The organism is Streptomyces sp. NPDC047042, from assembly GCF_040644035.1.
GTDB lineage: Bacteria > Actinomycetota > Actinomycetes > Streptomycetales > Streptomycetaceae > Streptomyces.
Genome location: NZ_JBEYVP010000002.1, coordinates 231,856 through 254,121, shown reverse-complemented (window position 1 = coordinate 254,121; position 22,266 = coordinate 231,856). Strand labels below are relative to the sequence as shown.

Sequence of the window (22,266 nt, the reverse complement as noted above, 5' to 3'; positions counted from 1 at the left end):
TCAGCGACCCCTTACAGCTTCATCAGGCTGGCGTCGTCGACCGAGGCCGAGTGGCGGGAACGGAACAGCGACACGATGATCGCGAGCCCGACGACGACCTCCGCGGCGGCGACGACCATCGTGAAGAAGGCGATGACCTGCCCGTCGAGATTGCCGTGCATCCGGGAGAAGGTGACGAACGCGAGGTTGCAGGCGTTGAGCATCAGCTCGACGCACATGAAGACGACGATCGCGTTGCGCCTGATCAGGACGCCGGTGGCGCCGATCGTGAACAACAGGGCGGCGAGATAGAGGTAGTTGACCGGGTTCACTTCGACGCCTCCCCACTGTTCGAGCCGCCGGCCGAACCACCGGCCGGGCCGCTGTTGGTGCGCTCCAGGCGGTCCTCGGCGCGCTGCTCCAGGGCCTTGAGGTCGCTGATGGCCTCGGCGGACACATCACGGATCTGGCCACGCTGCCGCAGTGTCTGCATGACCGACAGCTCGGCCGGGGTGCCGTCGGGCAGCAGGCCCGCGATGTCCACCGCGTTGTGCCGGGCGTACACACCGGGGGCGGGCAGCGGCGGCAGGTGCTTGCCGTCCCGTACGCGCTGTTCGGCCAGCTCGCGCTGGGTCTTGGCGCGCTCGGTGCGCTCGCGGTGCGTGAGCACCATGGCGCCGACAGCCGCGGTGATCAGCAGGGCGCCGGTGATCTCGAAGGCGAACACGTACTTCGTGAAGATGAGGGCGGCCAGGCCCTCCACGTTGCCGTTCGCGTTGGCCTGGCCGAGGCCGGCGAACTCCTTCAGGGAGGCGTTTCCGACGCCCGCGACCAGGAGGATGCCGAAGCCGAGGCCGCACAGCAGGGCCAGCCAGCGCTGGCCCTTGATGGTCTCCTTGAGGGAGTCCGCGGCGGTGACACCGACGAGCATGACCACGAAGAGGAACAGCATCATGATCGCGCCGGTGTAGACGACGATCTGGACGACGCCCAGGAAGTAGGCGCCGTTGGCCAGGTAGAACACCGCCAGGATGATCATGGTTCCGGCGAGGCAGAGCGCGCTGTGCACGGCCCTCTTCATGAAGACGGTGCACAGGGCTCCGGCGACGGCGACGGTACCGAGCACCCAGAACTGGAACGCCTCACCCGTGGAGGTGGAGTAGGCGGCGAGCGCGCTCATGCCTCTGCCCCCTCTTCCTCGGGCTTCTCTCCCTTGGAGACGGCCACTTGACGGACCGTGCCGGGTGCGGCCTCGGTGACCAGGCCCCGGTAGTAGTCCTGTTCGTCGGTGCCCGGGAAAATCGAGTGGGGCGAGTCGACCATGCCCTCCTCGAGTCCGGCGAGCAGCTGTTCCTTGGTGTAGATGAGGTTGGCGCGGCTGCTGTCGGCCAGCTCGAACTCGTTGGTCATCGTCAACGCGCGCGTGGGGCACGCCTCGATGCACAGACCGCACAGGATGCAGCGGGCGTAGTTGATCTGGTAGACGGCGCCGTACCGCTCGCCCGGCGAGTAGCGTTCCTCGTCGGTGTTGTCGGCGCCCTCCACATAGATGGCGTCCGCGGGGCAGGCCCAGGCGCACAGTTCGCAGCCGACGCACTTCTCGAGGCCGTCGGGATGGCGGTTGAGCTGGTGCCGTCCGTGGAACCGGGGAGCGGTGGTCTTCTGCTGCTCGGGGTACTGCTCGGTCAGCCGCTTCTTGAACATGGCCTTGAAGGTCACGCCGAAGCCGGCCACGGGGTTCTGGAAGCCGGGCTTCGTCTGCCCGGTCTCCTTAGGCTCCTCAGCCATCGGACGCCTCCTTTCCATCCAGAGATCCGTCACTGCCAGTATCCGACCCACCACTGACAATCAACTCGCGCTCCCGGCGCGGGCGCCTGCGCGGCACCGCCGGTGGCTCCTGTCCGGGCAGCGGCGGTACGGGGAATCCGCCCGCCATCGGGTCGAAGGCGAGGGGCTCGGCCTCGGCCGTCTGCTCGGCCTTGGCCCGGTCGCGGAACATGTCGGCGACGAAGGAGAGCAGAAGCAGGGTGATGACGCCGCCGCCGACGTAGAGGGCGATGTCGGCGAAGTCGTAGTTCTCGTTGCGCAGGGTCCGTACGGTCGCGACGAGCATCAGCCAGACCAGCGAGACCGGGATGAGGACCTTCCAGCCGAGTTTCATCAGCTGGTCGTAGCGGACACGCGGGAGCGTTCCGCGCAGCCAGATGAAGAAGAACAGCAGTAGCTGCACCTTGAGGACGAACCAGGCCATCGGCCACCAGCCGTGGTTGGCGCCCTCCCAGAAGGTGCTGATGGGCCAGGGGGCCCGCCAGCCGCCCAGGAAGAGCGTCACCGACACGGCCGAGACGGTCACCATGTTGACGTACTCGGCGAGCATGAACATCGCGAACTTGATGGACGAGTACTCGGTGTTGAAGCCGCCGACCAGGTCGCCCTCGGACTCCGGCATGTCGAAGGGGGCGCGGTTGGTCTCGCCGACCATCGTCACGATGTAGATCACGAAGGAGACCGGCAGCAGGACGATGTACCAGCGGTCGTGCTGCTGTTCGACGATGGTCGAGGTCGACATCGACCCGGAGTAGAGGAACACCGAGGCGAAGGCGGCGCCCATGGCGATCTCGTACGAGATCATCTGCGCGCAGGACCGCAGACCGCCCAGCAGCGGGTAGGTGGAGCCGGAACTCCAGCCCGCGAGCACGATGCCGTAGATACCGACCGAGGCGACCGCGAGGACGTAGAGCATCGCGATCGGCAGGTCGGTGAGCTGCATCGTCGTACGGTGGCCGAAGATCGAGACCTCGTTGCCCGCCGGGCCGAAGGGGATGACCGCGATCGCCATGAAGGCCGGGATGGCCGCGACGATCGGCGCGAGGATGTAGACGACCTTGTCCGCGCGCTTGACGACCAGGTCTTCCTTGAGCATCAGCTTGATGCCGTCGGCCAGCGACTGGAGCATGCCCCAGGGGCCGTGCCGGTTGGGGCCGATGCGCAACTGCATCCAGGCGACGACCTTGCGTTCCCACACGATGGAGAACAGCACGGTGATCATCAGGAAGGCGAAGCAGAAGACGGCCTTGACGACGACCAGCCACCACGGGTCGGTGCCGAACATGGAGAGGTCTTCAGCGGCGAGGTACGGGCTCATGCCTCCACCTCCTTGGGGGCCTCGGAGGCGAGGGTCGCCGGGCCGATGCGGACGAGTGCGCCGGGCAGCGCACCGGTGTCGGAGGCGACGCCGCCTCCGGTGGAGTTCAGCGGCAGCCAGACCACCCGGTCGGGCATCTCGGTGACCGTGAGGGGGAGTTCGACCGTCCCGGTGGCGCCGGTGACGGCGAGCAGGTCGCCGTCCTTGACTCCGGCTTCGGCGGCCGTGGCGGCCGACACGCGCGCGTGTGCGGCGTGCCGGGTCCCGGCGAGCGCGTCGTCTCCCTCCTGCAGCCGTCCCTGGTCGAGGAGCAGCCGGTGCCCGGCGAGCACCGCCTCGCCGGCGGCCGGCCGCGGCAGCTGGGCGCCGATCTCCAGCGGGTTGGCGGCCCGCGCCCCGTCCCACGACCCGAGCCGGTCCAGTTCCGCCCGCGCGGTCCGCAGGTCGGGCAGCCCCAGGTGTACGTCCATGGCGTCGGCCAGCATCTGGAGCACGCGTCCGTCGGACGGCGCCAGGCGTCGCGTCATCTGGTCGGGCTTGAGCGCGGCCTCGAAGGGGCGGCCCCGGCCCTCCCAGTTGAGGAAGGTGCCCGCCTTCTCGGCGACCGCGGCGACCGGGAGTACGACGTCGGCGTGCTCGGTGACCTCGCTGGGCCGCAGTTCCAGCGACACCAGGAAGCCCACCTCGTGAAGGGCTTCACGCGCGCGTACCGGATCGGGCAGGTCAGCGACCTCGACCCCGGCGACCACCAGAGCCCGCAGCTCTCCCCCGGCGGCCGCTTCGACGATCTGGCCGGTGTCGCGGCCGAAGCGGTGTGGCAGCTCGGCCACGCCCCAGGCGGCGGCGACCTCGTCCCGCGCGCGCGGGTCGGTCGCCGGACGTCCGCCCGGCAGCAGCGACGGCAGCGCGCCCGCCTCGACAGCGCCGCGCTCGCCGGCCCGGCGCGGAATCCACACCAGCTGGGCGCCGGTCGTGGAAGCCGCCCGTACGGCAGCGGTGAGCCCGCCCGCCACAGCGGCCAATCGCTCGCCGACGACGATCACCGCACCCTCGGTGCGCAGCGCCTCAGCGGCCTTCGTCCCGTTCTCCTCCAGCCCGAATCCGCTCCCGAGCGCGTCCAGCCACTCGGTCTCGGTGCCGGGGGCGGCGGGCAGCAGCGTGCCGCCGGCCTTCTCCAGGCCGCGCGTCGCGTGCGTGGCGAGCGAGAAGACCTTCTGTCCGTGTCCCCGCCAGGCCTTGCGCAGCCGCAGGAAGACGCCGGGCGCCTCCTCCTCGGACTCGAACCCGACGAGCAGGACCGCGGGCGCCTTCTCCAGCGAGGCGTACGTGACACCCGTACCGTCGAGGTCGCGTCCGCGTCCGCCCACCCGGGCGGCCAGGAAGTCGGCCTCCTCGGCGCTGTGCACGCGCGCGCGGAAGTCGATGTCGTTGGTGTCGAGGGCCACGCGCGCGAACTTGCTGTACGCGTACGCGTCCTCGACGGTGAGCCGGCCGCCGGTGAGAACGCCCGTGCGACTACGGGCCGCGAGGAGTCCCTGGGCCGCCGCTTCCAGCGCCTCGGGCCAGGAGGCGGGCTCCAGGACACCCGCGGCGTTGCGTACCAGGGGCGTCTGGAGCCGGTCCGGCTTCTGCGCGTACCGGAAGCCGAAGCGCCCCTTGTCGCAGATCCACTCCTCGTTGACCTCGGGGTCGTTTGCCGCGAGGCGCCGCATGACCTTTCCGCGCCGGTGGTCGGTGCGGGTTGCGCAGCCGCCGGAGCAGTGCTCGCACACCGAGGGCGAGGAGACGAGGTCGAAGGGACGGGAGCGGAAGCGATACGCCGCCGAGGTCAGCGCGCCGACCGGGCAGATCTGGATCGTGTTCCCGGAGAAGTACGACTCGAAGGGGTCGCCCTCACCGGTGCCGACCTGCTGGAGCGCGCCGCGCTCGATCAGCTCGATCATCGGGTCGCCCGCGATCTGGTTGGAGAAGCGGGTGCAGCGGGCGCACAGCACGCACCGTTCGCGGTCGAGCAGCACCTGTGTGGAGATCGGCACGGGCTTCTCGTAGGTCCGCTTCTTGCCCTCGAAGCGGGACTCCGCCTGACCGTGCGACATGGCCTGGTTCTGCAGGGGGCACTCGCCGCCCTTGTCGCAGACCGGGCAGTCCAGCGGGTGGTTGATGAGCAGCAGCTCCATCACACCGTGCTGGGCCTTCTCGGCCACCGGCGAGGTGAGATGAGTCTTGACGACCATCCCGTCCGTACAGGTGATCGTGCAGGACGCCATGGGCTTGCGCTGGCCCTCGACCTCGACGATGCACTGCCGGCAGGCGCCGGCCGGGTCGAGGAGGGGGTGGTCGCAGAAGCGCGGGATCTCGATACCGAGCTGTTCGGCGGCGCGGATCACCAGGGTGCCCTTGGGCACGCTGATGTCGATGCCGTCGATCTTCAGCGAGACGAGATCTTCCGGCGGGACCGCCGCGTCGCCCCCTCCGGAGGGAGCGCTCGTGGTCACCGTCATGCGTTCACCTCCGTGCGGTCGGCCCAGGCCGTGGACTTGGCCGGGTCGAAGGGGCAGCCCCGGCCCGTGATGTGGTCCTCGTACTCCTCGCGGAAGTACTTGAGGGAGGAGAAGATCGGCGAGGCGGCGCCGTCGCCGAGGGCGCAGAAGGACTTGCCGTTGATGTTGTCGGCGATGTCGTTCAGCTTGTCGAGGTCGGACATGACGCCCTTGCCGGCCTCGATGTCGCGCAGCAACTGCACGAGCCAGTACGTTCCTTCACGGCAGGGCGTGCACTTGCCGCAGGACTCGTGGGCGTAGAACTCGGTCCAGCGGGTGACGGCCCGGACGACGCAGGTGGTCTCGTCGAAGCACTGGAGTGCTTTTGTGCCGAGCATGGAACCCGCGGCGCCCACTCCTTCGTAGTCAAGAGGGACGTCGAGGTGCTCGTCGGTGAACATCGGCGTCGAGGAGCCGCCCGGCGTCCAGAACTTCAGCCGGTGGCCGGTGCGCATCCCGCCGCTCATGTCGAGGAGCTGGCGGAGCGTGATGCCGAGCGGGGCCTCGTACTGGCCCGGATTGGTGACATGGCCGCTGAGCGAGTAGAGCGTGAAGCCCGGGGACTTCTCGCTGCCCATCGACCGGAACCATTCTTTGCCCTTTTGCAGAATCGCGGGAACCGACGCGATCGACTCGACGTTATTCACAACAGTTGGGCACGCATAGAGCCCTGCGACAGCAGGAAAGGGGGGACGGAGCCGCGGTTGACCCCGGCGGCCTTCGAGCGAGTCGAGCAGTGCGGTCTCTTCACCACAGATGTACGCGCCCGCGCCCGCGTGCACGGTGAGTTCGAGGTCGAGTCCACTGCCGAGGACGTTCTTGCCGAGGTAGCCCGCCGCGTAGGCCTCACGTACGGCCTCGTGCAACCGCCGCAGCACTGGTACGACTTCACCGCGCAGATAGATGAAGGCATGCGAAGACCTGATGGCATAACACGCGATCACAATGCCCTCGATGAGGCTATGCGGGTTCGCGAAGAGGAGCGGGATGTCCTTGCAGGTTCCCGGCTCCGATTCGTCGGCGTTGACAACTAGATAGTGTGGTTTTCCATCACCCTGAGGAATGAACTGCCATTTCATTCCCGTGGGGAATCCCGCACCGCCGCGGCCACGCAGACCGGACTCCTTGACGTACGCGATGAGGTCGTCCGGGGTCATCGCGAGGGCCTTGCGGAGTCCCTCGTACCCCTCGTGCCTCCGGTAGACGTCCAGGCTCCAGGACCTGTCCTCGTCCCAGAAGGCCGACAGCACGGGTGCGAGCAGCTTCTCGGGGCTCGTCTCGTTGATCTCCGGTGCCAATGTCATCACTCCCCCTCCTCGGTGACGGGCCCCGCCGGGTGGGAGGGGTCGGAAGCCGCCGTGTCCTGCGGCGCGTCGTGCGAGCTGAGGTGCTCGGCGGGCGACGGCTCGTGCGGCTGGGCGCTCCTGGTGGTACCGCCACCCCGGGGGTGCACCACGCGCGCGGGGCTCTCGCCCTTGGCCAGCCGGAGCCCGGTCAGCGAGGCGGGACCGGCGCTGCCGCTCGCCTCGACGGCCCCGTCCCGGGTGTCGGGGAAGCCGGCCAGGATGCGGGCGGTGTCCTTGAACGTGCACAAGGGGGCACCGCGCGTGGGCTCGACCTGTACACCCGCGCGCAGGTCGTCGACGAGGCGCTTGGCGCTGGCCGGGGTCTGGTTGTCGAAGAACTCCCAGTTGACCATCACGACGGGTGCGAAGTCGCAGGCCGCGTTGCACTCGATGTGCTCCAGGGTGACCTTGCCGTCCTCGGTCGTCCCGCCGTTGGCGACTCCGAGGTGCTCCTGGAGGCTCTCGAAGATGGCGTCGCCGCCCATCACCGCGCACAGGGTGTTGGTGCAGACGCCCACCTGGTAGTCGCCGGAGGGGCCCCGGCGGTACATGGAGTAGAAGGTGGCGACCGCGGTGACCTCGGCCGTGGTCAGGCCCAGTACCTCCGCGCAGAACCGCATCCCGGTGCGCGTGACATGGCCCTCCTCCGACTGCACGAGATGCAGCAACGGCAGGAGGGCGGACCGGGAGTCCGGGTAGCGGGCGATGACCTCGCGGGAGTCCGCTTCGAGCCGGGCTCGAACGTCGTCCGGGTAAGCGGGCGCGGGCAGTTGGGGCATGCCCAGGCTGACGCCCTCGGGGGTGGTGGTCACCGGTCGACGCCTCCCATCACGGGGTCGATGGACGCGACGGCGACGATGACGTCGGCGACCTGGCCGCCCTCGCACATCGCCGCCATGGCCTGCAGGTTGGTGAAGGACGGGTCCCTGAAGTGGACCCGGAAGGGCCGGGTGCCTCCGTCGGAAACGGCGTGCACCCCGAGTTCGCCCTTGGGTGACTCGACGGCCGCGTACGCCTGTCCCGGCGGGACGCGGAAACCCTCGGTCACCAGCTTGAAGTGGTGGATCAGGGCCTCCATGGAGGTGCCCATGATCTTCTTGATGTGGTCCAGGGAGTTGCCCAGGCCGTCCGGGCCCAGGGCGAGCTGCGCGGGCCAGGCGATCTTCTTGTCGGTGACCATGACCGGGCCGGGCTGCAGCCGGTCCAGGCACTGCTCGACGATCCTGAGCGACTGGCGCATCTCCTCCAGGCGGATCAGGAAGCGGCCGTAGGAGTCACAGGAGTCGGCGGTGGGGACGTCGAAGTCGAACGTCTCGTAGCCGCAGTAGGGCTGGCTTTTGCGCAGGTCGTGCGGGAGGCCGGTGGAGCGCAGGATCGGGCCGGTGGCGCCGAGGGCCATGCAGCCGGCCAGGTCGAGGTAGCCGACGTCCTGCATACGGGCCTTGAAGATGGGGTTCCCGGTGGCGAGCTTGTCGTACTCGGGAAGGTTCTTCTTCATCTTCTTCACGAACTCGCGGATGTGGTCCACCGCGCCGGGCGGCAGGTCCTGGGCGAGTCCGCCGGGGCGGATGTACGCGTGGTTCATCCGCAGGCCCGTGATGAGCTCGTAGATGTCGAGAATCATTTCACGATCACGGAATCCGTAGATCATGATCGTGGTGGCACCGAGTTCCATACCGCCGGTGGCGATGCACACCAGGTGCGAGGACAGCCGGTTGAGCTCCATGAGGAGCACACGGATCAGGGTGGCGCGGTCGGGGATCTGGTCCTCGATGCCGAGGAGCTTCTCGACGGCGAGACAGTAGGCGGTCTCGTTGAAGAAGGAGGTCAGGTAGTCCATGCGCGTGACGAAGGTGGTGCCCTGCGTCCACGTGCGGAACTCGAGGTTCTTCTCGATGCCGGTGTGCAGATAGCCGATGCCGCAGCGGGCCTCGGTGACCGTCTCGCCGTCGATCTCCAGGATCAGGCGGAGCACGCCGTGCGTGGAGGGGTGTTGCGGGCCCATGTTGACGACGATGCGTTCGTCGTCGGCGCGGGCCGCGGACTGGACGACCTCGTCCCAGTCGCCACCGGTGACCGTGTAGACGGTCCCCTCGGTGGTCTCGCGCGGAGTTGCGTGCTGCGTGCTCATGAGTACGACCTCCGCTGGTCCGGAGCCGGGATCTGGGCGCCCTTGTACTCGACGGGGATGCCGCCGAGGGGGTAGTCCTTGCGCTGCGGGTGGCCCTGCCAGTCGTCCGGCATCATGATCCGCGTCAGGGCCGGGTGACCGTCGAAGACGATCCCGAAGAAGTCGTACGTCTCGCGTTCGTGCCAGTCGTTCGTCGGATAGACGGAGACCAGGGACGGGACGTGCGGGTCGCTGTCCGGGGCGCTGACCTCGAGGCGGATCAGCCGGTTGTGGGTGATCGAGCGCAGGTGGTACACGGCGTGCAGCTCGCGGCCCTTGTCCTGCGCGTAGTGGACTCCGCTCACGCCCGTGCAGAGTTCGAAGCGCAGAGCGGGGTCGTCGCGCAGGGTCTGGGCGACGGCGAGCAGGTACGCGCGTTCGACGTGGAACGTCAGCTCGCCGCGGTCGACGACCGTCTTCTCGATCACGTTCTCGGGGACCAGGCCCTGTTCCTCCAGGGCGCCCTCGAGTTCGTCGGCGACCTCGTCGAACCAGCCCCCGTAGGGCCTCGCCGAGGCGCCGGGGAGCCGGACGGAGCGGACCAGGCCGCCGTAGCCGGAGGTGTCGCCGCCGTTGTTGGCGCCGAACATGCCGCGCTGGACGCGGATCTCCTCGCCGCCGTCGCCGCGCTGGCCGGGGAGGTTGGAGGCGGCGAGATCCTTTTCGGGGTTGACCCCCTCGGCGGGCCTGTCCGCTCCGGTGCCGTTCGCGTCGCTCATCGCAGCAGCCCCTTCATCTCGATCGTGGGGAGTGCCTTGAGCGCGGCCTCCTCGGCCTCACGGGCCGCTTCCTCGGCGTTCACGCCGAGCTTGGAGGACTGGATCTTCTGGTGGAGCTTGAGAATCGCGTCCATCAGCATCTCGGGCCGCGGCGGGCAGCCGGGCAGATAGATGTCGACCGGGACGATGTGGTCGACGCCCTGCACGATGGCGTAGTTGTTGAACATGCCGCCCGAGGAGGCGCAGACCCCCATGGAGATCACCCACTTGGGGTTGGGCATCTGGTCGTAGACCTGCCGCAGCACCGGCGCCATCTTCTGGCTGACCCGGCCGGCCACGATCATCAGGTCCGCCTGGCGGGGTGAGCCGCGGAAGACCTCCATGCCGAAGCGGGCGAGGTCGTAGCGGCCCGCTCCGGTGGTCATCATCTCGATGGCGCAGCAGGCGAGTCCGAACGTGGCGGGGAAGACGGACGCCTTGCGCACCCAGCCCGCGGCCTGCTCGACGGTGGTCAGCAGGAATCCGCTCGGCAGCTTTTCTTCGAGTCCCATGGTCAGAGGCCCCTCAGTCCCATTCCAGGCCGCCGCGCCGCCATACGTACGCGTACGCCACGAAGACGGTGAGCACGAAGAGCAGCATCTCCACGAGCCCGAAAACACCCAGGGCGTCGAAGGTGACGGCCCAGGGGTAGAGGAAGACGATCTCGATGTCGAAGACGATGAAGAGCATCGCCGTCAGGTAGTACTTGATGGGGAACCGCCCACCGCCGGCCGGCGTGGGTGTCGGCTCGATCCCGCATTCATAGGCTTCGAGTTTGGCCCGGTTGTACCGCTTCGGGCCGATCAGCGAAGCCATGATCACGGAGAAGATCGCAAAGCCTGCCCCGAGGGCTCCCAGTACGAGGATGGGCGCATACGCGTTCACCGCTCCTCGCTCCTCTCAGTCGGCACTGACTGCTGGCGATTGCATCGGGCTCACGCCACCCCGTCCGCCCCGCGAACCACGCCCGTCCCGGCGAAGATCGAGAACATGTGAAGCAGGTCACAAGCCCAACTGCCCCGCATCCTATGCCCGGCGGTCTGTGATCTGCGACACGGGGTATTGCCGAACCTTTGTGATCTCCACCACCTGACGAAGGATCATGAAGTCGGATGAGCGGTGATCTTCACACGCGAAGCGTCCACGCGATCACCAGAGGTGACATTTTCTTCGGTTACCGCTGGTCAGAAGCGGCGTCTCCATATCAAGAGACTTCTCTTGCATGCAAATTGGAGATGGACAGGACCGCTTGATAGTGGACCGCGTTCACACATCGGCGGGAGGCGGGTGACGAATGTGGATGCCCCGCACGCGCGTGCACGCGTTCACGAGCGACGGCGACCGCGGATTCCCGCGCGAGACGCAGCCCGGGCAGTGACCGTTCCGTGACCTGTGCCACATCGGTGAAGGGCTGTGAAGATCGGGGGTTGGCCACGGACCGCAACCGATGGTAAGCAGCGGGCAATTCGGGCGTACCGACGAAAGTGCATGATCACAGCCATGATCACCGATGTCCGCAATGCCCGTTACGGCGTCAATAAAGAGTGACGCACAGGAAATTTGTGGGCTCCGTTGAACAACTGTGGCGCACCACACGTTTCTTGAAGGTATGGAGGAGCCCCTGGTACCGCTAGTACCCATGTCCCACACCGCTACCGCTCACATACGAAGCCACCGGAAGCCCCGGCGTGCCGGCAGCTCGTCGCTGGCCATGCGCGCAGGAGTCGCCGGTGGCGTTCTCAGCACCCTGGCAGTGGCGGGTGCGTCCAGTGCGGCGAACGCCGCCGAGTCCGTGACGCAGACACTCGAACTGCCCGCCCTTACGGCCGACCTGTCCGCCCAGATCGCCGAGTCCGCGGACGCCACGCAGCAGGCCGCCGCGAACTACGAGCTCCGGGCCGAGCGCGACGCCGCAGCCGCCAAGGCGGCCCAGGAGGCCAAGAAGGACCTCGCGGAGGCGAAGGAGAAGGCGGAGGCCAAGGAGAAGGCCGAGGCCGCCCGCAAGGCCGCTGCGGAGGCCGCTGTCTCCCGCTCCGCCGAGCGCGCGACGCTGAGTGCGTCCAGCAACGAATCGAGCTCCGCCTCGAGCTCGCAGACGTCGAAGGTGGCCGCCCCCGCGAGCGGCAGCGTCGCCACCGTCATCGCCTTCCTCAACGAGCAGCTGGGCGACGCCTACGTCATGGGCGCCACGGGCCCCAACGCGTGGGACTGCTCCTCCCTGGTGCAGGCCGCGTTCAAGCAGGTCGGCGTGGACCTCCCCCGGGTCTCGCAGGACCAGTCGACGGTCGGCACCGAGGTCTCCCTCTCCAACCTGGAGGTCGGGGACATCCTGTACTGGGGTGCGAAGGGTTCGGCGTACCACGTGGCGGTTTACGTGGGGAACGGCCAGTACCTGGACGCGGCCAACCCGTCCAAGGGCGTTGTCGTCCAGGACCTGTCCGGCTACCCGGCGTCGGGTGCGGTGCGCGTTCTCTGAGCGGACTGCCGAAATCCACGGGCGAGGGTCGCTGCCACTGGTCGGCAGCGGCCCTTCTCCGTCCCCTGAGGGGGTGGCTGTGTGAGGCTGAGGTCTCGGTACTTCTCAGCACACACAGCAGAAGGAGAGACAGCGATGCCTCGTGTCTTCGTACAGGGCAGGCCCGTCGACTCGTACCCGCGGCTCACGCCCGAGTCACGGCGTGGGGCCGTGCGGCGGATCACCGAAGTGGGCGAAGAGGTCCTGCACAAGCCGTGCCGGGACGTGACCGAGTTCGGGCCCGAACTCGCCGCCCTCATCGACGACATGTTCCTGACGATGTATGTGGCCGATGGAGCCGGGCTCGCGGCCAACCAGGTCGGCGTCGGACTGCGGCTGTTCGTCTACGACTGCCTGGACGACGACGGTGTCCGGCATGTCGGGCACATCGTCAACCCGGTACTGGAGCCGCTCGACGCCGACGACCGGCGCCTCCTCGACGAGGGCGAGGGGTGCCTGTCCGTGCCGGGGGCCATGATGGACGTACCGCGCCCCGATCGCGCTGTCGTGCGCGGGCTCGATCAGGACGGGAACTCTCTGGTCATCGAGGGGACGGGGTACTTCGCCCGGTGTCTGGAGCACGAGACGGACCATGTGAACGGACGCGTGTATCTGGACCGGCTCTCCAAGCGGGAACGGAAGGATGCGCTGCGGCAGGTGGCGGACCGTCGCGAGGGAGTGTTCGCGCGACGGGCCGCCAAACAGGAGGCCCTCAACTCCTGAGAGCCCCTCACCTCCTGAGAGGCCCCATCTCACGAGAGGCCCTCTCCTCCTGAAGGAACCTGCGCCGACTACGCCTTCGGGGCCACCTTGCTCAGGCCGTTGATGATGCGGTCCATCGCGTCGCCGCCCGTGGGGTCGGTCAGGTTGGCCAGCATCTTCAGGGTGAACTTCATCAACAGGGGGTGGGTCAGGCCGCGTTCGGCCGCGATCTTCATGATCTTCGGGTTGCCGATGAGCTTCACGAAGGCGCGGCCCAGCGTGTAGTAGCCGCCGTAGGTGTCCTTGAGCACGCGCGGGTAGCGCTGGAGCGCGATCTCCCGTTGGGCGGGGGTGGCCCGCGCGTGGGCCTGCACGATGACGTCGGCGGCGATCTGGCCGGATTCCATGGCGTAGGCGATGCCCTCGCCGTTGAAGGGGTTCACCAGGCCGCCCGCGTCGCCGACGAGCAACAGGCCCTTCGTGTAGTGGGGCTGACGGTTGAAGGCCATGGGGAGGGCGGCACCGCGGATCGGGCCGGTCATGTTGTCAGGGGTGTAGCCCCAGTCCTCCGGCATCGACGCGCACCAGGCCTTCAGCACCTCGCGCCAGTCCAGCTCCTTGAAGGAGTCGGAGGTGTTGAGCACGCCGAGGCCGACATTGGACGTACCGTCGCCCATGCCGAAGATCCAGCCGTAGCCGGGGAGGAGGCGGTCCTCGTTCCCCCGCCGGTCCCAGAGTTCCAGCCAGGACTCCAGGTAGTCGTCCTCGTGGCGGGGCGAGGTGAAGTACGTGCGCACCGCGACGCCCATCGGGCGGTCCTCACGGCGGTGCAGGCCCATCGCCAGGGACAGGCGGGTGGAGTTGCCGTCGGCCGCGACCACCAGCGGGGCGTGGAAGGTGACCTCGCGCTTGTCCTCGCCGAGTTTCGCGTGCACGCCGGTGATGCGGCCGGTGCGGGCGTCGGTGATCGGGGCGCCCACGTTGCAGCGCTCGTGCAGGCGCGCGCCGGCCTTCTGGGCCTGGCGGGCGAGCTGTTCGTCGAAGTCGTCGCGCTTGCGGACGAGGCCGTAGTCGGGGAAGGAGGCGAGTTCCGGCCAGTCGAGCTGGAGGCGGACGCCGCCGCCGATGATGCGGAGGCCCTTGTTCCGCAGCCAGCCGGCCTCCTCGGAGATGTCGATGCCCATCGCGACGAGCTGCTTGGTCGCCCGGGGCGTGAGACCGTCGCCGCACACCTTTTCGCGCGGGAAGCTGGTCTTCTCCAGCAGCAGCACGTCCAGTCCGGCCTTCGCCAGGTAGTACGCGGTCGTGGAACCGGCTGGCCCGGCTCCGACGACGATCACATCGGCGGTGTTTTCGGAGAGGGGCTCGGTCACGACGGGTTCTCCCCAAGACTCGGAAATCTACGTGCCGACCGGCACTGGACATGGGCAGTCTATTCAGCAGTACTGATCACCCGGCTGAAGGGCTGCCCCGTGAACCGAGCGCTCCCCGTAGTACGCCTCCGTGTTCCGACCGACGAGGACGCCTTCGCCTGGCATCGCGTCTTCGACGACCCCGATGTCATGGAGTTCCACGGGGGCAGGTCGGCGGAACTGTCCCACTACGAGGAACTCACCGCCCGCCAGCGCCGGCACGACGCCGAGTACGGCTTCTGTTTCTGGACCATGCTCGACGAGTCGGACCAGGTCATCGGCTTCACGGGCGCCCAGCCATGGCCGCGGGAGTGGGGCCCCAAGGGGGAGATCGAGATCGGCTGGCGGCTCGGACGGGCCCACTGGGGCCAGGGGTACGCCACCGCCGCGGCCGAGTTGACCCTGGAGAGGGTGCGCTCGGCGGGCGTGTCCAGCGTGGTCGCGATGGTCCTCGCCCGCAACGAACGGTCCATCGCGGTCACCCGGCGGCTGGGCATGCGGCTCACGGAGGTGTTCATCACACCGACGCTGGGTCAGGAGGGGCACTGTTACCGGCTCGACCTGTGATCGCGGGCGGAGAGGGGGCGGCGGCTACGGCTGCTTGAAGCCTCGGTGCAGGGCCACGACACCGCCCGTCAGGTTGCGCCAGGCCACCTTCGACCAGCCCGCGTCGCCCAGCAGTTCGGCCAGGGCGGGCTGGTCGGGCCACGCACGGATGGACTCGGCGAGGTAGACGTACGCGTCCGGGTTCGAGGAGACCGTGCGGGCCACCGGGGGCAGGGCCCGCATCAGGTACTCCGTGTACACCGTGCGAAAGGGCGCCCAGGTCGGGTGCGAGAACTCGCAGATCACGACCCGTCCGCCGGGGCGTGTGACCCGGTACAGCTCGCGCAGGGCGGCGCCCGTGTCCTGGACGTTGCGCAGCCCGAAGGAGATCGTCACCGCGTCGAAGGTGTCGTCCTGGAAGGGCAGCTTGGTGGCGTCGCCCGCCGTGAAGGGCAGCCACGGGTGGTTCCGCTTGCCGACCCTGAGCATCCCGAGGGAGAAGTCGCAGGGGACGACGTACGCGCCCGTGCGGGCGAAGGGCAGGGAGGACGTGGCCGTACCGGCGGCGAGGTCGAGGATCTTCTGCGCCGGGCGCGCGTCGACCGCCTTCGCGACCTCCTTGCGCCACACGCGGTCCTGGCCGAGCGACAGCACGTCGTTCGTGAGGTCGTACCGTTCCGCCACGTCGTCGAACATCGAGGCGACTTCGTGCGGCTGCTTGTTCAGGGATGCGCGGGTCACGGGCCCATTGTGGCAGTACGTACCGCACGGCCTCCCGGCGGCACGGGCATGGGGTGGGGTGAGGTCGGTCGGTTGGCGGGCGCGCGCGGGTGGGGGCCTTCGCGCAGTTCCCCGCGCCCCTGAAAGGCAGGTCCGTTTCGCCGCCCTCCGCCGGAAGAGCGGCTCTCTATCTGCGTCGGTGCACCAAGCGGCCCGCGCAGACCGTGGCCACGCACGTGCCCGCGTCGAACACGGCCAGGTCCGCCCGTTCGCCCTTCACGAGTGCCGGAGTCCGCGTGGACGCGAGTACGGCGACCTCGTTGCGCTCGGCGGCCGAGCGGAGGTCGGGTGAGGTGACGTACGCCGCCAGCACCGCCACCGCACCCCCCTTCAGCACGGCGTGCACGCGTTCGCGTGGCGTCGGGGCGTCCGGGAGCGGGCCCTCGTGGACGAGCCCGGGGCCGAGGACACCGGGCCATCGCCGCACCCGCGCCCCCGGGAACCGCTCGGCCACCTCGGAGAGCGGGCCCACAGCGGCGACCCGGCTGCCGTCGACCGCGACGGCACCCTCCTCGAGGGGCTCCAAGTCCCAGCCGACCCGAACCTCGTCGGCGGCGTGAATCGTCAGCACGGGCAGGCCGGTCGGCCGGTCGGCAGCTGGTCGGTCGGGGGCATCCGGGCGGTCAGTTGGAAGCCAGCAGCTTCAGTTCGGGGTGGGCCGTGCCGCCCTCGATCGCGGTGGACGAGATGTGGGACATGACGCGCTCGTCGACCGGGTCGTTCGCCGGGTCCTCGTGGACGACGATGTGCTCGTACGTCGTGGTCCGCTGGGCGGGGACACGGCCCGCCTTGCGGATCAGGTCGATGATCTCCATCCGGTTGGAGCGGTGCTTGGCACCGGCGCTGGAGACGACGTTCTCCTCCAGCATGATCGAGCCGAGGTCGTCCGCGCCGTAGTGCAGGGACAGTTGGCCGGCCTCCTTGCCCGTGGTGAGCCACGAGCCCTGGATGTGGGCGATGTTGTCCATGAAGAGGCGGGCGATGGCGATCATGCGCAGGTACTCGAAGATCGTGGCCTGCGTACGGCCCTTGAGGTGGTTGTTCTCGGGCTGGTAGGTGTACGGGATGAAGGCGCGGAAGCCGCCCGTCCGGTCCTGTACGTCACGGATCATCCGCAGGTGCTCGATGCGCTCGGCGTTGGTCTCGCCGGTGCCCATGAGCATGGTGGACGTCGATTCGACGCCCAGCCCGTGCGCGGTCTCCATGATCTCCAGCCAGCGTTCGCCGGACTCCTTGAGGGGCGCGATGGCCTTGCGGGGGCGCGCGGGAAGGAGTTCCGCGCCGGCGCCGGCGAAGGAGTCGAGGCCGGCCGCGTGGATACGGGTGATGGCCTCCTCGACCGTCACCTTCGAGATGCGGGCCATGTGCTCGACCTCGCTCGCCCCCAGGCTGTGGATGACGAGTTGCGGGAACTCGGCCTTGATCGCGGCGAAGTGCTTCTCGTAGTACTCGACGCCGTAGTCCGGGTGGTGGCCGCCCTGGAACATGATCTGCGTACCGCCGAGTTCGACAGTCTCCGCGCAGCGGCGCAGGATGTCGTCGAGGTCGCGGCTCCAGCCCTTGGCCGTGTCCTTGGGGGCGGCGTAGAAGGCGCAGAACTTGCACGCCGTGACGCACACGTTCGTGTAGTTGATGTTGCGCTCGATGATGTACGTCGCGATGTGCTCCGTACCCGCGTAACGACGGCGGCGTACGGTGTCGGCGGCCGAGCCGAGGGCGTGCAGCGGGGCGTCGCGGTAGAGGACGAGCGCCTCTTCGGGGGTGATCCGCTCGCCCGCGGCGGCACGGTCGAGGACGGCTGTGACATCAAACGACTCATGGGCGGCGTTCTCGGTCACCGGGCGTCCCTTCGGATGGCGTAAGGCGGACCGTTCCAGCCTACGTCAGTGCCCTGCCGCGCCTCACGTCAGGCCGTATACGCGCCGATCAGAAGCCCGACGAACGCTCCCGCGATCAGGAACGGGCCGAAGGGGATGGATGTCTTGCGGCCGGCGCGCCGGGCGACGACCAGGGCGAGCCCGTACAGCCCGCCGAACAGGAATCCGGCGAAGGTGCCGAGCACGACACTCCCCCAGCCGTACCAGCCGAGGACAGCCCCCAGTCCGAGGGCGAGTTTCACATCGCCGAAGCCCATGCCGCCCGGGCTGATGAGGAAGAGCACGAAGTACGCGCCGCCGAGCAGCAGAGCGCCCAGCAGCGAGGTCGGCCAGTCACCGGCGTGCTCTGGCAGCAGTGCGGCCACGCCCAGCAGGACGAGGGCGGCGGCGGCCAGCGGGAGGGTGAGCAGGTCGGGCAGCCGCTGCACCCGGAAGTCCACGACCGCGAGCAGCACCCCGACGGGCGCGAGCAGCAGCCAGGCCCCCAGCTCGGGCCGGGTACCGGTCGCGGCGGCGAGCGCGGCACACACGAGCGCGGTGGCGAGGGCGAGGAGGGGGGCGCCGGGTCCGTACGACGCCCTCGTACGACCGCCGCTCGCGTTGGACGCGGGGCCGGTCGCGCCGGTCGTGTGGCGCCCGGCGTCCCCGGCATCGTTCCGGCCCCTGCCGGGGCTCGCGTCGGCGTGCTCACCGCCGAGGCCCGCAGCCGCCTGCTCACCGCCGAGGTCCGTATCGCCCTGCTCCCCGCCGGCGCTCGCATCAGCGTGCTCACCGCCGAGGCCCGCAGCCGCCTGCCCACCGCCGAGGCCCGTCTCGGCCTGCTCACCGCCGAGGCCCACAACCGCCTGCTCCCCACCGAGGCCCGTATCGGCCTGCTCACCGCCGAGGCCCGCAGCCGCCTGCTCCCCACCGAGGCCCGTATCGGCCTGCTCACCGCCGAGGCCCGCGGCGGCGCAGCTCGGGCAGCGGGCCGGGCCCAGCCAGGCGCCCAGTCGGGCGCCCAGGGGGTGGCCCTGGGGGCAGTGGTTCCGCCAGGGCTCCTCGGGCGGGACGGAGAAGCGGTAGGCGGCGCGCGGGAGGAGCGTTCCGGCCGCCGCGCCCCAGAGGGCGGCGGCGACCACGATCAGCTGGTCGACGCTCATCCCACGGCCGTCGTGCCGTCGCGCCAGGTCGGCAGCAGCTCGTCGAGGAGTGCCTCGGTGCGCGGCGGCAGGCCGCGGGCGCCGCTGCGGCGGATCAGGTCGGCGGCGACCTGCTGCAGCTTGCCCGTGTCGCCGGTGGAGTGGGTGGCGCGCAGAAGTTCGTGCCACAGCCGCTCGTCGCCGGGGGCGGAGTTGAGGGCCGCGTCGAGCGCCTCGATGGCCCGCTCGGCACGGTTCTTCACCAGGTGGAACTCAGCGAGCGCGAGCCCGATGTCCGCGACCAGCAGCGGGAGTTGGGCGTCGATGATCTCGTGCGTGAGCCAGCCGTAACGCCCCTCGGGACGGTCGGCGAGCAGCGGCCCGCGCACCAGCGCGAGCGCGTCGGTGAGCAGCCGTCCGCGTACGACCCGGCTGTCGACGCCCTTGCCCTGCGTGGCCTCGTGGTAGAGCGAGCGCAGGACGTCGAGGTCGGACACGACCGACTTGGCGAGCGTGAGCCGCCCGTTGGAGTCCGTGGCCAGGCGCGGGGTGCCGTCGGGGTCGGTGCCGAGCCAGACGCGCAGCCGCTCGAGGAGCGCTTCGCGTACGTCGTCGGTGACACCGCGCGGCCAGAGCGCCGAGGCGAGGACACGCGGGTGCACGCCCTCGCGGTGCAGCAACAGCAGTGCGAGCGCCTCGTGTTGGAGCGGGCTGCGCTCACCGTCCGGGGTGTCGAGGCCGATGATCTCGTACGGGCCCACGAGCCGCGCGTACACCGCCGGCCGTCCCTGCTCGCTGATGTCGACGAGGAAGGGGGGCGTGGTCGTCGGGCCGTCCGGGGTGTTGTCGGGGTCGGCGTTGACGAACAGCTCGACGATCGCCCGCTGTTGGGCGACGGGCAGTACCTGGGCGTCGAGTTCGAGCCCGAGGAGGGGCGCGAGGAGCTTGCCCTCGCCGGTGATCTCCATCTCCCAGGCGGCGCCGGGCAGGTCACCGCCCTCGGTGCCGACGAGGTAGCCGATGCCCAACCGGCTTGCGTCGGCGGCGAGTTCGGCCAGCTTGACGGCGTCGTCGGCGGAGGGCTCGGCGGCGAGGAGTACGAGGTGCGGGGCCCAACGGGTGTGCTGGGCGGGGCCGGTGCGGCCGGTGAGGACGGAATCGTGACCGGCGGCGCCGAGCGCTCCGCGTCGCTGGCGGGTCTCGGCCTCCATGGTTTCCACCAGGGCCTCGATGCCGTCGAGGTGGCGCAGCCGGTTGGGGGCGAGGGGGGTGAGGTCCTCGCCGAAGCCGACGAGGGTGATGGTCATGCGGTCCGACCACCCGTTGGTGGCCAACTCGGCTGCCACAGAGGCGAATACGGCGGCCCGGTCGGACTCGCTGCCGCTCAGCGAGACAATGCCGGGCACCGACTCGAGATTGAGCAGCAGGCGCGAGTCGTCCATCGTGCCAAGGCTGACGAGGCCCGGGTAGGGAGCGGCGGTGTCGACATCCTCGTACCGCTCGGCGTCGGTCCGGGACAGCAGCCAGAAGGTCTGGTCCTGGCCGAGCTGCCAGGGGGCCGGGGGCTTCCCGGCGGGCTGGGCGAGCTGGAGGTGCAGGTCACCGTTGCTGAGCCAGGCCGCGTAGACGGTGGGCAGGGGGCGGGACTCGCCGGCGAGGGAGGCGGCGAGTCCGCGCAGCGAGCGGTCGAGCAGGCGTACGCCTTCGGGGTCGGCGCCGATGAGGAGCGCGTCCTGGGCGTCGGCGGCGGCACCGGTGGGCGTGGGCGGCTCCATACCGCGCCGCCCGCCGACCGCACCGAGCGCCGACTGCCACAGGGCCTGACGGCGCCGGCGCCCCAGGGCGCCGAGAAGACCGGCGGCGAGGAGGGGCGCTCCGACGAGGGCTTCGGGGAGGCCGAAGGAGAAACCGGCGTCGGATTCGGCGGAGGCGGAAGTGGCGGCGGTGGCGGTGTCGGTGTCGGTGGCTTCTCCGGCCGGGGTCGCGGTGTGCTGCTCGTGCAGGACAGCCGGGTTCGCGTGCGTACCGCCGGTCTCGGGACGCTGCTGGGGGAGGCTGATGCGGGTGGTTTTGGTGTCGAGGGAGGCCGTGCCGCCCTGCCGGCCGCCGCCGGTGCCCTGGGCGTGGTCGCCGGTCTGGGCGTACTGGTTGATCTGCTGCGCGACGTGCGGGGAGACGGTGGAACCGGCGTCGGGAGCGGTGGGGGAAGCGGTGGCGCCGGTGCTGGGCATCTCGACGAGGTCGCCGCCGCGGGCGTCGCCGGGCATCTCCATGATCCAGCCGGGGCGGATCAGACTGGCCTCGGAGAGCCGCGAACCGTCCGGCTGCACACGGTCCTTGTTGAGCTGGTAGATCTCGCCGTACCGGCGTCCGTCGCCGAGGTGGCGCTGCGCTATCTCCCAGAGCGAGTCGTGGTGACGGCCCTCGGGCGGCTGGATCCGGTAGAACTTCGTGGCGCCGGCCTTGACCGACGGCCCCCCGACCTCCGCGTGACTGGCTGCGTCGGCGGCCTGCTGGCCGAGCGCGGCGGCGGTACTGGCCGCCTGTTCCTGCTGCTGCGCGAACATCCCGCTCAGCGAACCGCCGGGCGTGACCTGCGCGGAGGCGACGGTGCCCTGCTGATTGCCCTCGATGCTGTGGCCGAGCTGCGAGAGGCCCGGTGTGAAGGAGGCGGCCGTGGCACCCACGAGCAGCAGCGCGGCGACGAGTTGCCGCGCGAGCAGCTGACTCGGCCCGGCGCCGGGCACCCGCCCCGGCATCCCGACCCCGGAGAGCGCGGCCTTCACCTCGACGAGCACGCACGCGGTGAACTGGGCCCAGGCGATCCAGACGATGACGCCGAGGATGTTCTGGAACGTCTTGACCGTGATCTCTTCCTGCAGCCAGTCCAGGGAGGGCGACCCGTCCGGGAACGGCCAGCCGATGACCACGGCGAGCGCGTAGGGCACCCCGACGAGCAGTCCGACGAGGGCGACGAACGCCAAGAACGCCTTGACGAAGTCCCCGAAACTGCGGCGCCGCCTGGGGAGGGGCTGGGGGGTGCGGTTCCTCGGCGTCGACGAACCCCCCGCCCCCGGGGCGTTCCCCGGACCCGGCGAGCCTCCCGTCCGGCTGCCCGTGGGGCTTCCCGTCCGGCTTGAAGTGCTGCGTCGCGGCATGGCGGGTGTCCTGGGTTCGTGTCGTGTGGGGCGGAGTGGAAGCGAGATGTGGGGGTGTACTGAGCCTATCGGGATCTTATTTCGGACGCGGGTGTCGGTCGACATCAGGACCGTTCGCAACCGCCACGACACACTCCTCACGGTCCCCACACAACCCCCTGGCGGCACACAAATGCCCTCTACGCACCCCTGATAGCTTCGTTCTCTGCCGTACACA

The 22,266-nt window shown here is 69.6% G+C and carries 20 protein-coding genes; 3 read left to right on the top strand and 17 right to left on the bottom strand.

Annotated elements, in window-relative coordinates; all coding sequences use genetic code 11:
* Positions 1-11: 11 nt before the first annotated feature.
* From nuoK to ABZ855_RS02990, 11 genes are read right to left on the bottom strand one after another with little or no spacing between them, the layout of a single operon-like run.
* Positions 12-311, bottom strand: coding sequence for an NADH-quinone oxidoreductase subunit NuoK (gene nuoK / locus ABZ855_RS03040; RefSeq protein ID WP_006382214.1), 300 nt, complete (start codon positions 309-311; stop codon positions 12-14).
* Positions 308-1,159 carry an NADH-quinone oxidoreductase subunit J gene (locus ABZ855_RS03035; protein ID WP_360799952.1) on the bottom strand — a complete coding sequence of 284 codons (852 nt, stop codon included), beginning with the start codon at positions 1,157-1,159 and terminating at the stop codon, positions 308-310. The genes nuoK and ABZ855_RS03035 overlap by 4 nt, the downstream gene beginning before the upstream one ends.
* Positions 1,156-1,767 carry an NADH-quinone oxidoreductase subunit NuoI gene (gene nuoI, locus ABZ855_RS03030; protein ID WP_360799949.1) on the bottom strand — a complete coding sequence of 204 codons (612 nt, stop codon included), beginning with the start codon at positions 1,765-1,767 and terminating at the stop codon, positions 1,156-1,158. Before nuoI ends, ABZ855_RS03035 begins: the two co-directional genes overlap by 4 nt.
* Positions 1,760-3,124 carry an NADH-quinone oxidoreductase subunit NuoH gene (gene nuoH, locus ABZ855_RS03025; protein WP_360799946.1) on the bottom strand — a complete coding sequence of 455 codons (1,365 nt, stop codon included), beginning with the start codon at positions 3,122-3,124 and terminating at the stop codon, positions 1,760-1,762. The genes nuoI and nuoH overlap by 8 nt, the downstream gene beginning before the upstream one ends.
* On the bottom strand, positions 3,121-5,625 hold the full coding sequence (locus ABZ855_RS03020; protein ID WP_360799943.1) for an NADH-quinone oxidoreductase subunit G: 2,505 nt from the start codon (positions 5,623-5,625) through the stop codon (positions 3,121-3,123). Before ABZ855_RS03020 ends, nuoH begins: the two co-directional genes overlap by 4 nt.
* Positions 5,622-6,971: an NADH-quinone oxidoreductase subunit NuoF gene (gene nuoF, locus ABZ855_RS03015; protein ID WP_360799940.1), complete on the bottom strand. Its 1,350-nt coding sequence runs from the start codon at positions 6,969-6,971 to the stop codon at positions 5,622-5,624. The genes ABZ855_RS03020 and nuoF overlap by 4 nt, the downstream gene beginning before the upstream one ends.
* Positions 6,968-7,789 carry an NADH-quinone oxidoreductase subunit NuoE gene (gene nuoE, locus ABZ855_RS03010; RefSeq protein WP_360800282.1) on the bottom strand — a complete coding sequence of 274 codons (822 nt, stop codon included), beginning with the start codon at positions 7,787-7,789 and terminating at the stop codon, positions 6,968-6,970. The genes nuoF and nuoE overlap by 4 nt, the downstream gene beginning before the upstream one ends.
* 29 nt (positions 7,790-7,818) lie before the next feature.
* The gene (locus ABZ855_RS03005; RefSeq protein WP_319206490.1) at positions 7,819-9,141 is read right to left on the bottom strand and encodes an NADH-quinone oxidoreductase subunit D; all 1,323 of its coding nucleotides are present in this window, start codon (positions 9,139-9,141) and stop codon (positions 7,819-7,821) included.
* Entirely contained in the window at positions 9,138-9,899 is a 762-nt protein-coding gene (locus ABZ855_RS03000; RefSeq protein ID WP_360799936.1) for an NADH-quinone oxidoreductase subunit C, read from the bottom strand. Before ABZ855_RS03000 ends, ABZ855_RS03005 begins: the two co-directional genes overlap by 4 nt.
* Positions 9,896-10,450: an NADH-quinone oxidoreductase subunit B gene (locus tag ABZ855_RS02995; RefSeq protein ID WP_007383964.1), complete on the bottom strand. Its 555-nt coding sequence runs from the start codon at positions 10,448-10,450 to the stop codon at positions 9,896-9,898. Before ABZ855_RS02995 ends, ABZ855_RS03000 begins: the two co-directional genes overlap by 4 nt.
* A 13-nt stretch (positions 10,451-10,463) precedes the next feature.
* Positions 10,464-10,823 (bottom strand): NADH-quinone oxidoreductase subunit A, encoded by a 360-nt coding sequence (locus ABZ855_RS02990; protein WP_005476348.1) that lies wholly within the window; start codon positions 10,821-10,823, stop codon positions 10,464-10,466.
* Between the two features lie 724 nt (positions 10,824-11,547).
* Between ABZ855_RS02990 and ABZ855_RS02985 the strand changes: the two genes are divergently transcribed.
* Entirely contained in the window at positions 11,548-12,414 is an 867-nt protein-coding gene (locus ABZ855_RS02985) for a C40 family peptidase (RefSeq protein WP_360799931.1), read from the top strand.
* A gap of 135 nt (positions 12,415-12,549) precedes the next feature.
* Complete coding sequence (gene def, locus ABZ855_RS02980) at positions 12,550-13,176, top strand: peptide deformylase (protein WP_360799928.1); 627 nt, start codon at positions 12,550-12,552, stop codon at positions 13,174-13,176.
* Positions 13,177-13,244: 68 nt separating this feature from the next.
* Here the strand turns inward: def and ABZ855_RS02975 are convergent, their stop codons facing one another.
* Positions 13,245-14,528 (bottom strand): geranylgeranyl reductase family protein, encoded by a 1,284-nt coding sequence (locus ABZ855_RS02975; protein WP_360799925.1) that lies wholly within the window; start codon positions 14,526-14,528, stop codon positions 13,245-13,247.
* Positions 14,529-14,627: 99 nt separating this feature from the next.
* Between ABZ855_RS02975 and ABZ855_RS02970 the strand changes: the two genes are divergently transcribed.
* A complete protein-coding gene (locus tag ABZ855_RS02970) occupies positions 14,628-15,134 on the top strand; it encodes a GNAT family N-acetyltransferase (RefSeq protein WP_360799922.1) in 507 nt (168 codons plus the stop codon).
* A 24-nt stretch (positions 15,135-15,158) separates the two neighbouring features.
* Here ABZ855_RS02970 and ABZ855_RS02965 read toward each other — a convergent pair whose 3' ends face one another.
* The 5 genes from ABZ855_RS02965 to ABZ855_RS02945 form a co-directional block, all read right to left on the bottom strand.
* On the bottom strand, positions 15,159-15,854 hold the full coding sequence (locus ABZ855_RS02965) for a demethylmenaquinone methyltransferase (RefSeq protein WP_319206475.1): 696 nt from the start codon (positions 15,852-15,854) through the stop codon (positions 15,159-15,161).
* A gap of 166 nt (positions 15,855-16,020) precedes the next feature.
* A complete protein-coding gene (locus ABZ855_RS02960) occupies positions 16,021-16,464 on the bottom strand; it encodes a hypothetical protein (RefSeq protein ID WP_360799919.1) in 444 nt (147 codons plus the stop codon).
* Positions 16,465-16,516: 52 nt separating this feature from the next.
* Positions 16,517-17,731, bottom strand: a complete 1,215-nt coding sequence (gene mqnC, locus ABZ855_RS02955) for a cyclic dehypoxanthinyl futalosine synthase (protein ID WP_360799916.1) — start codon at positions 17,729-17,731, stop codon at positions 16,517-16,519.
* 68 nt (positions 17,732-17,799) lie between these two features.
* The gene (locus ABZ855_RS02950; RefSeq protein ID WP_360799913.1) at positions 17,800-18,912 is read right to left on the bottom strand and encodes a prepilin peptidase; all 1,113 of its coding nucleotides are present in this window, start codon (positions 18,910-18,912) and stop codon (positions 17,800-17,802) included.
* On the bottom strand, positions 18,909-22,049 hold the full coding sequence (locus tag ABZ855_RS02945) for a BTAD domain-containing putative transcriptional regulator (RefSeq protein WP_360799910.1): 3,141 nt from the start codon (positions 22,047-22,049) through the stop codon (positions 18,909-18,911). The genes ABZ855_RS02950 and ABZ855_RS02945 overlap by 4 nt, the downstream gene beginning before the upstream one ends.
* Between the last annotated feature and the right edge of the window lie 217 nt (positions 22,050-22,266).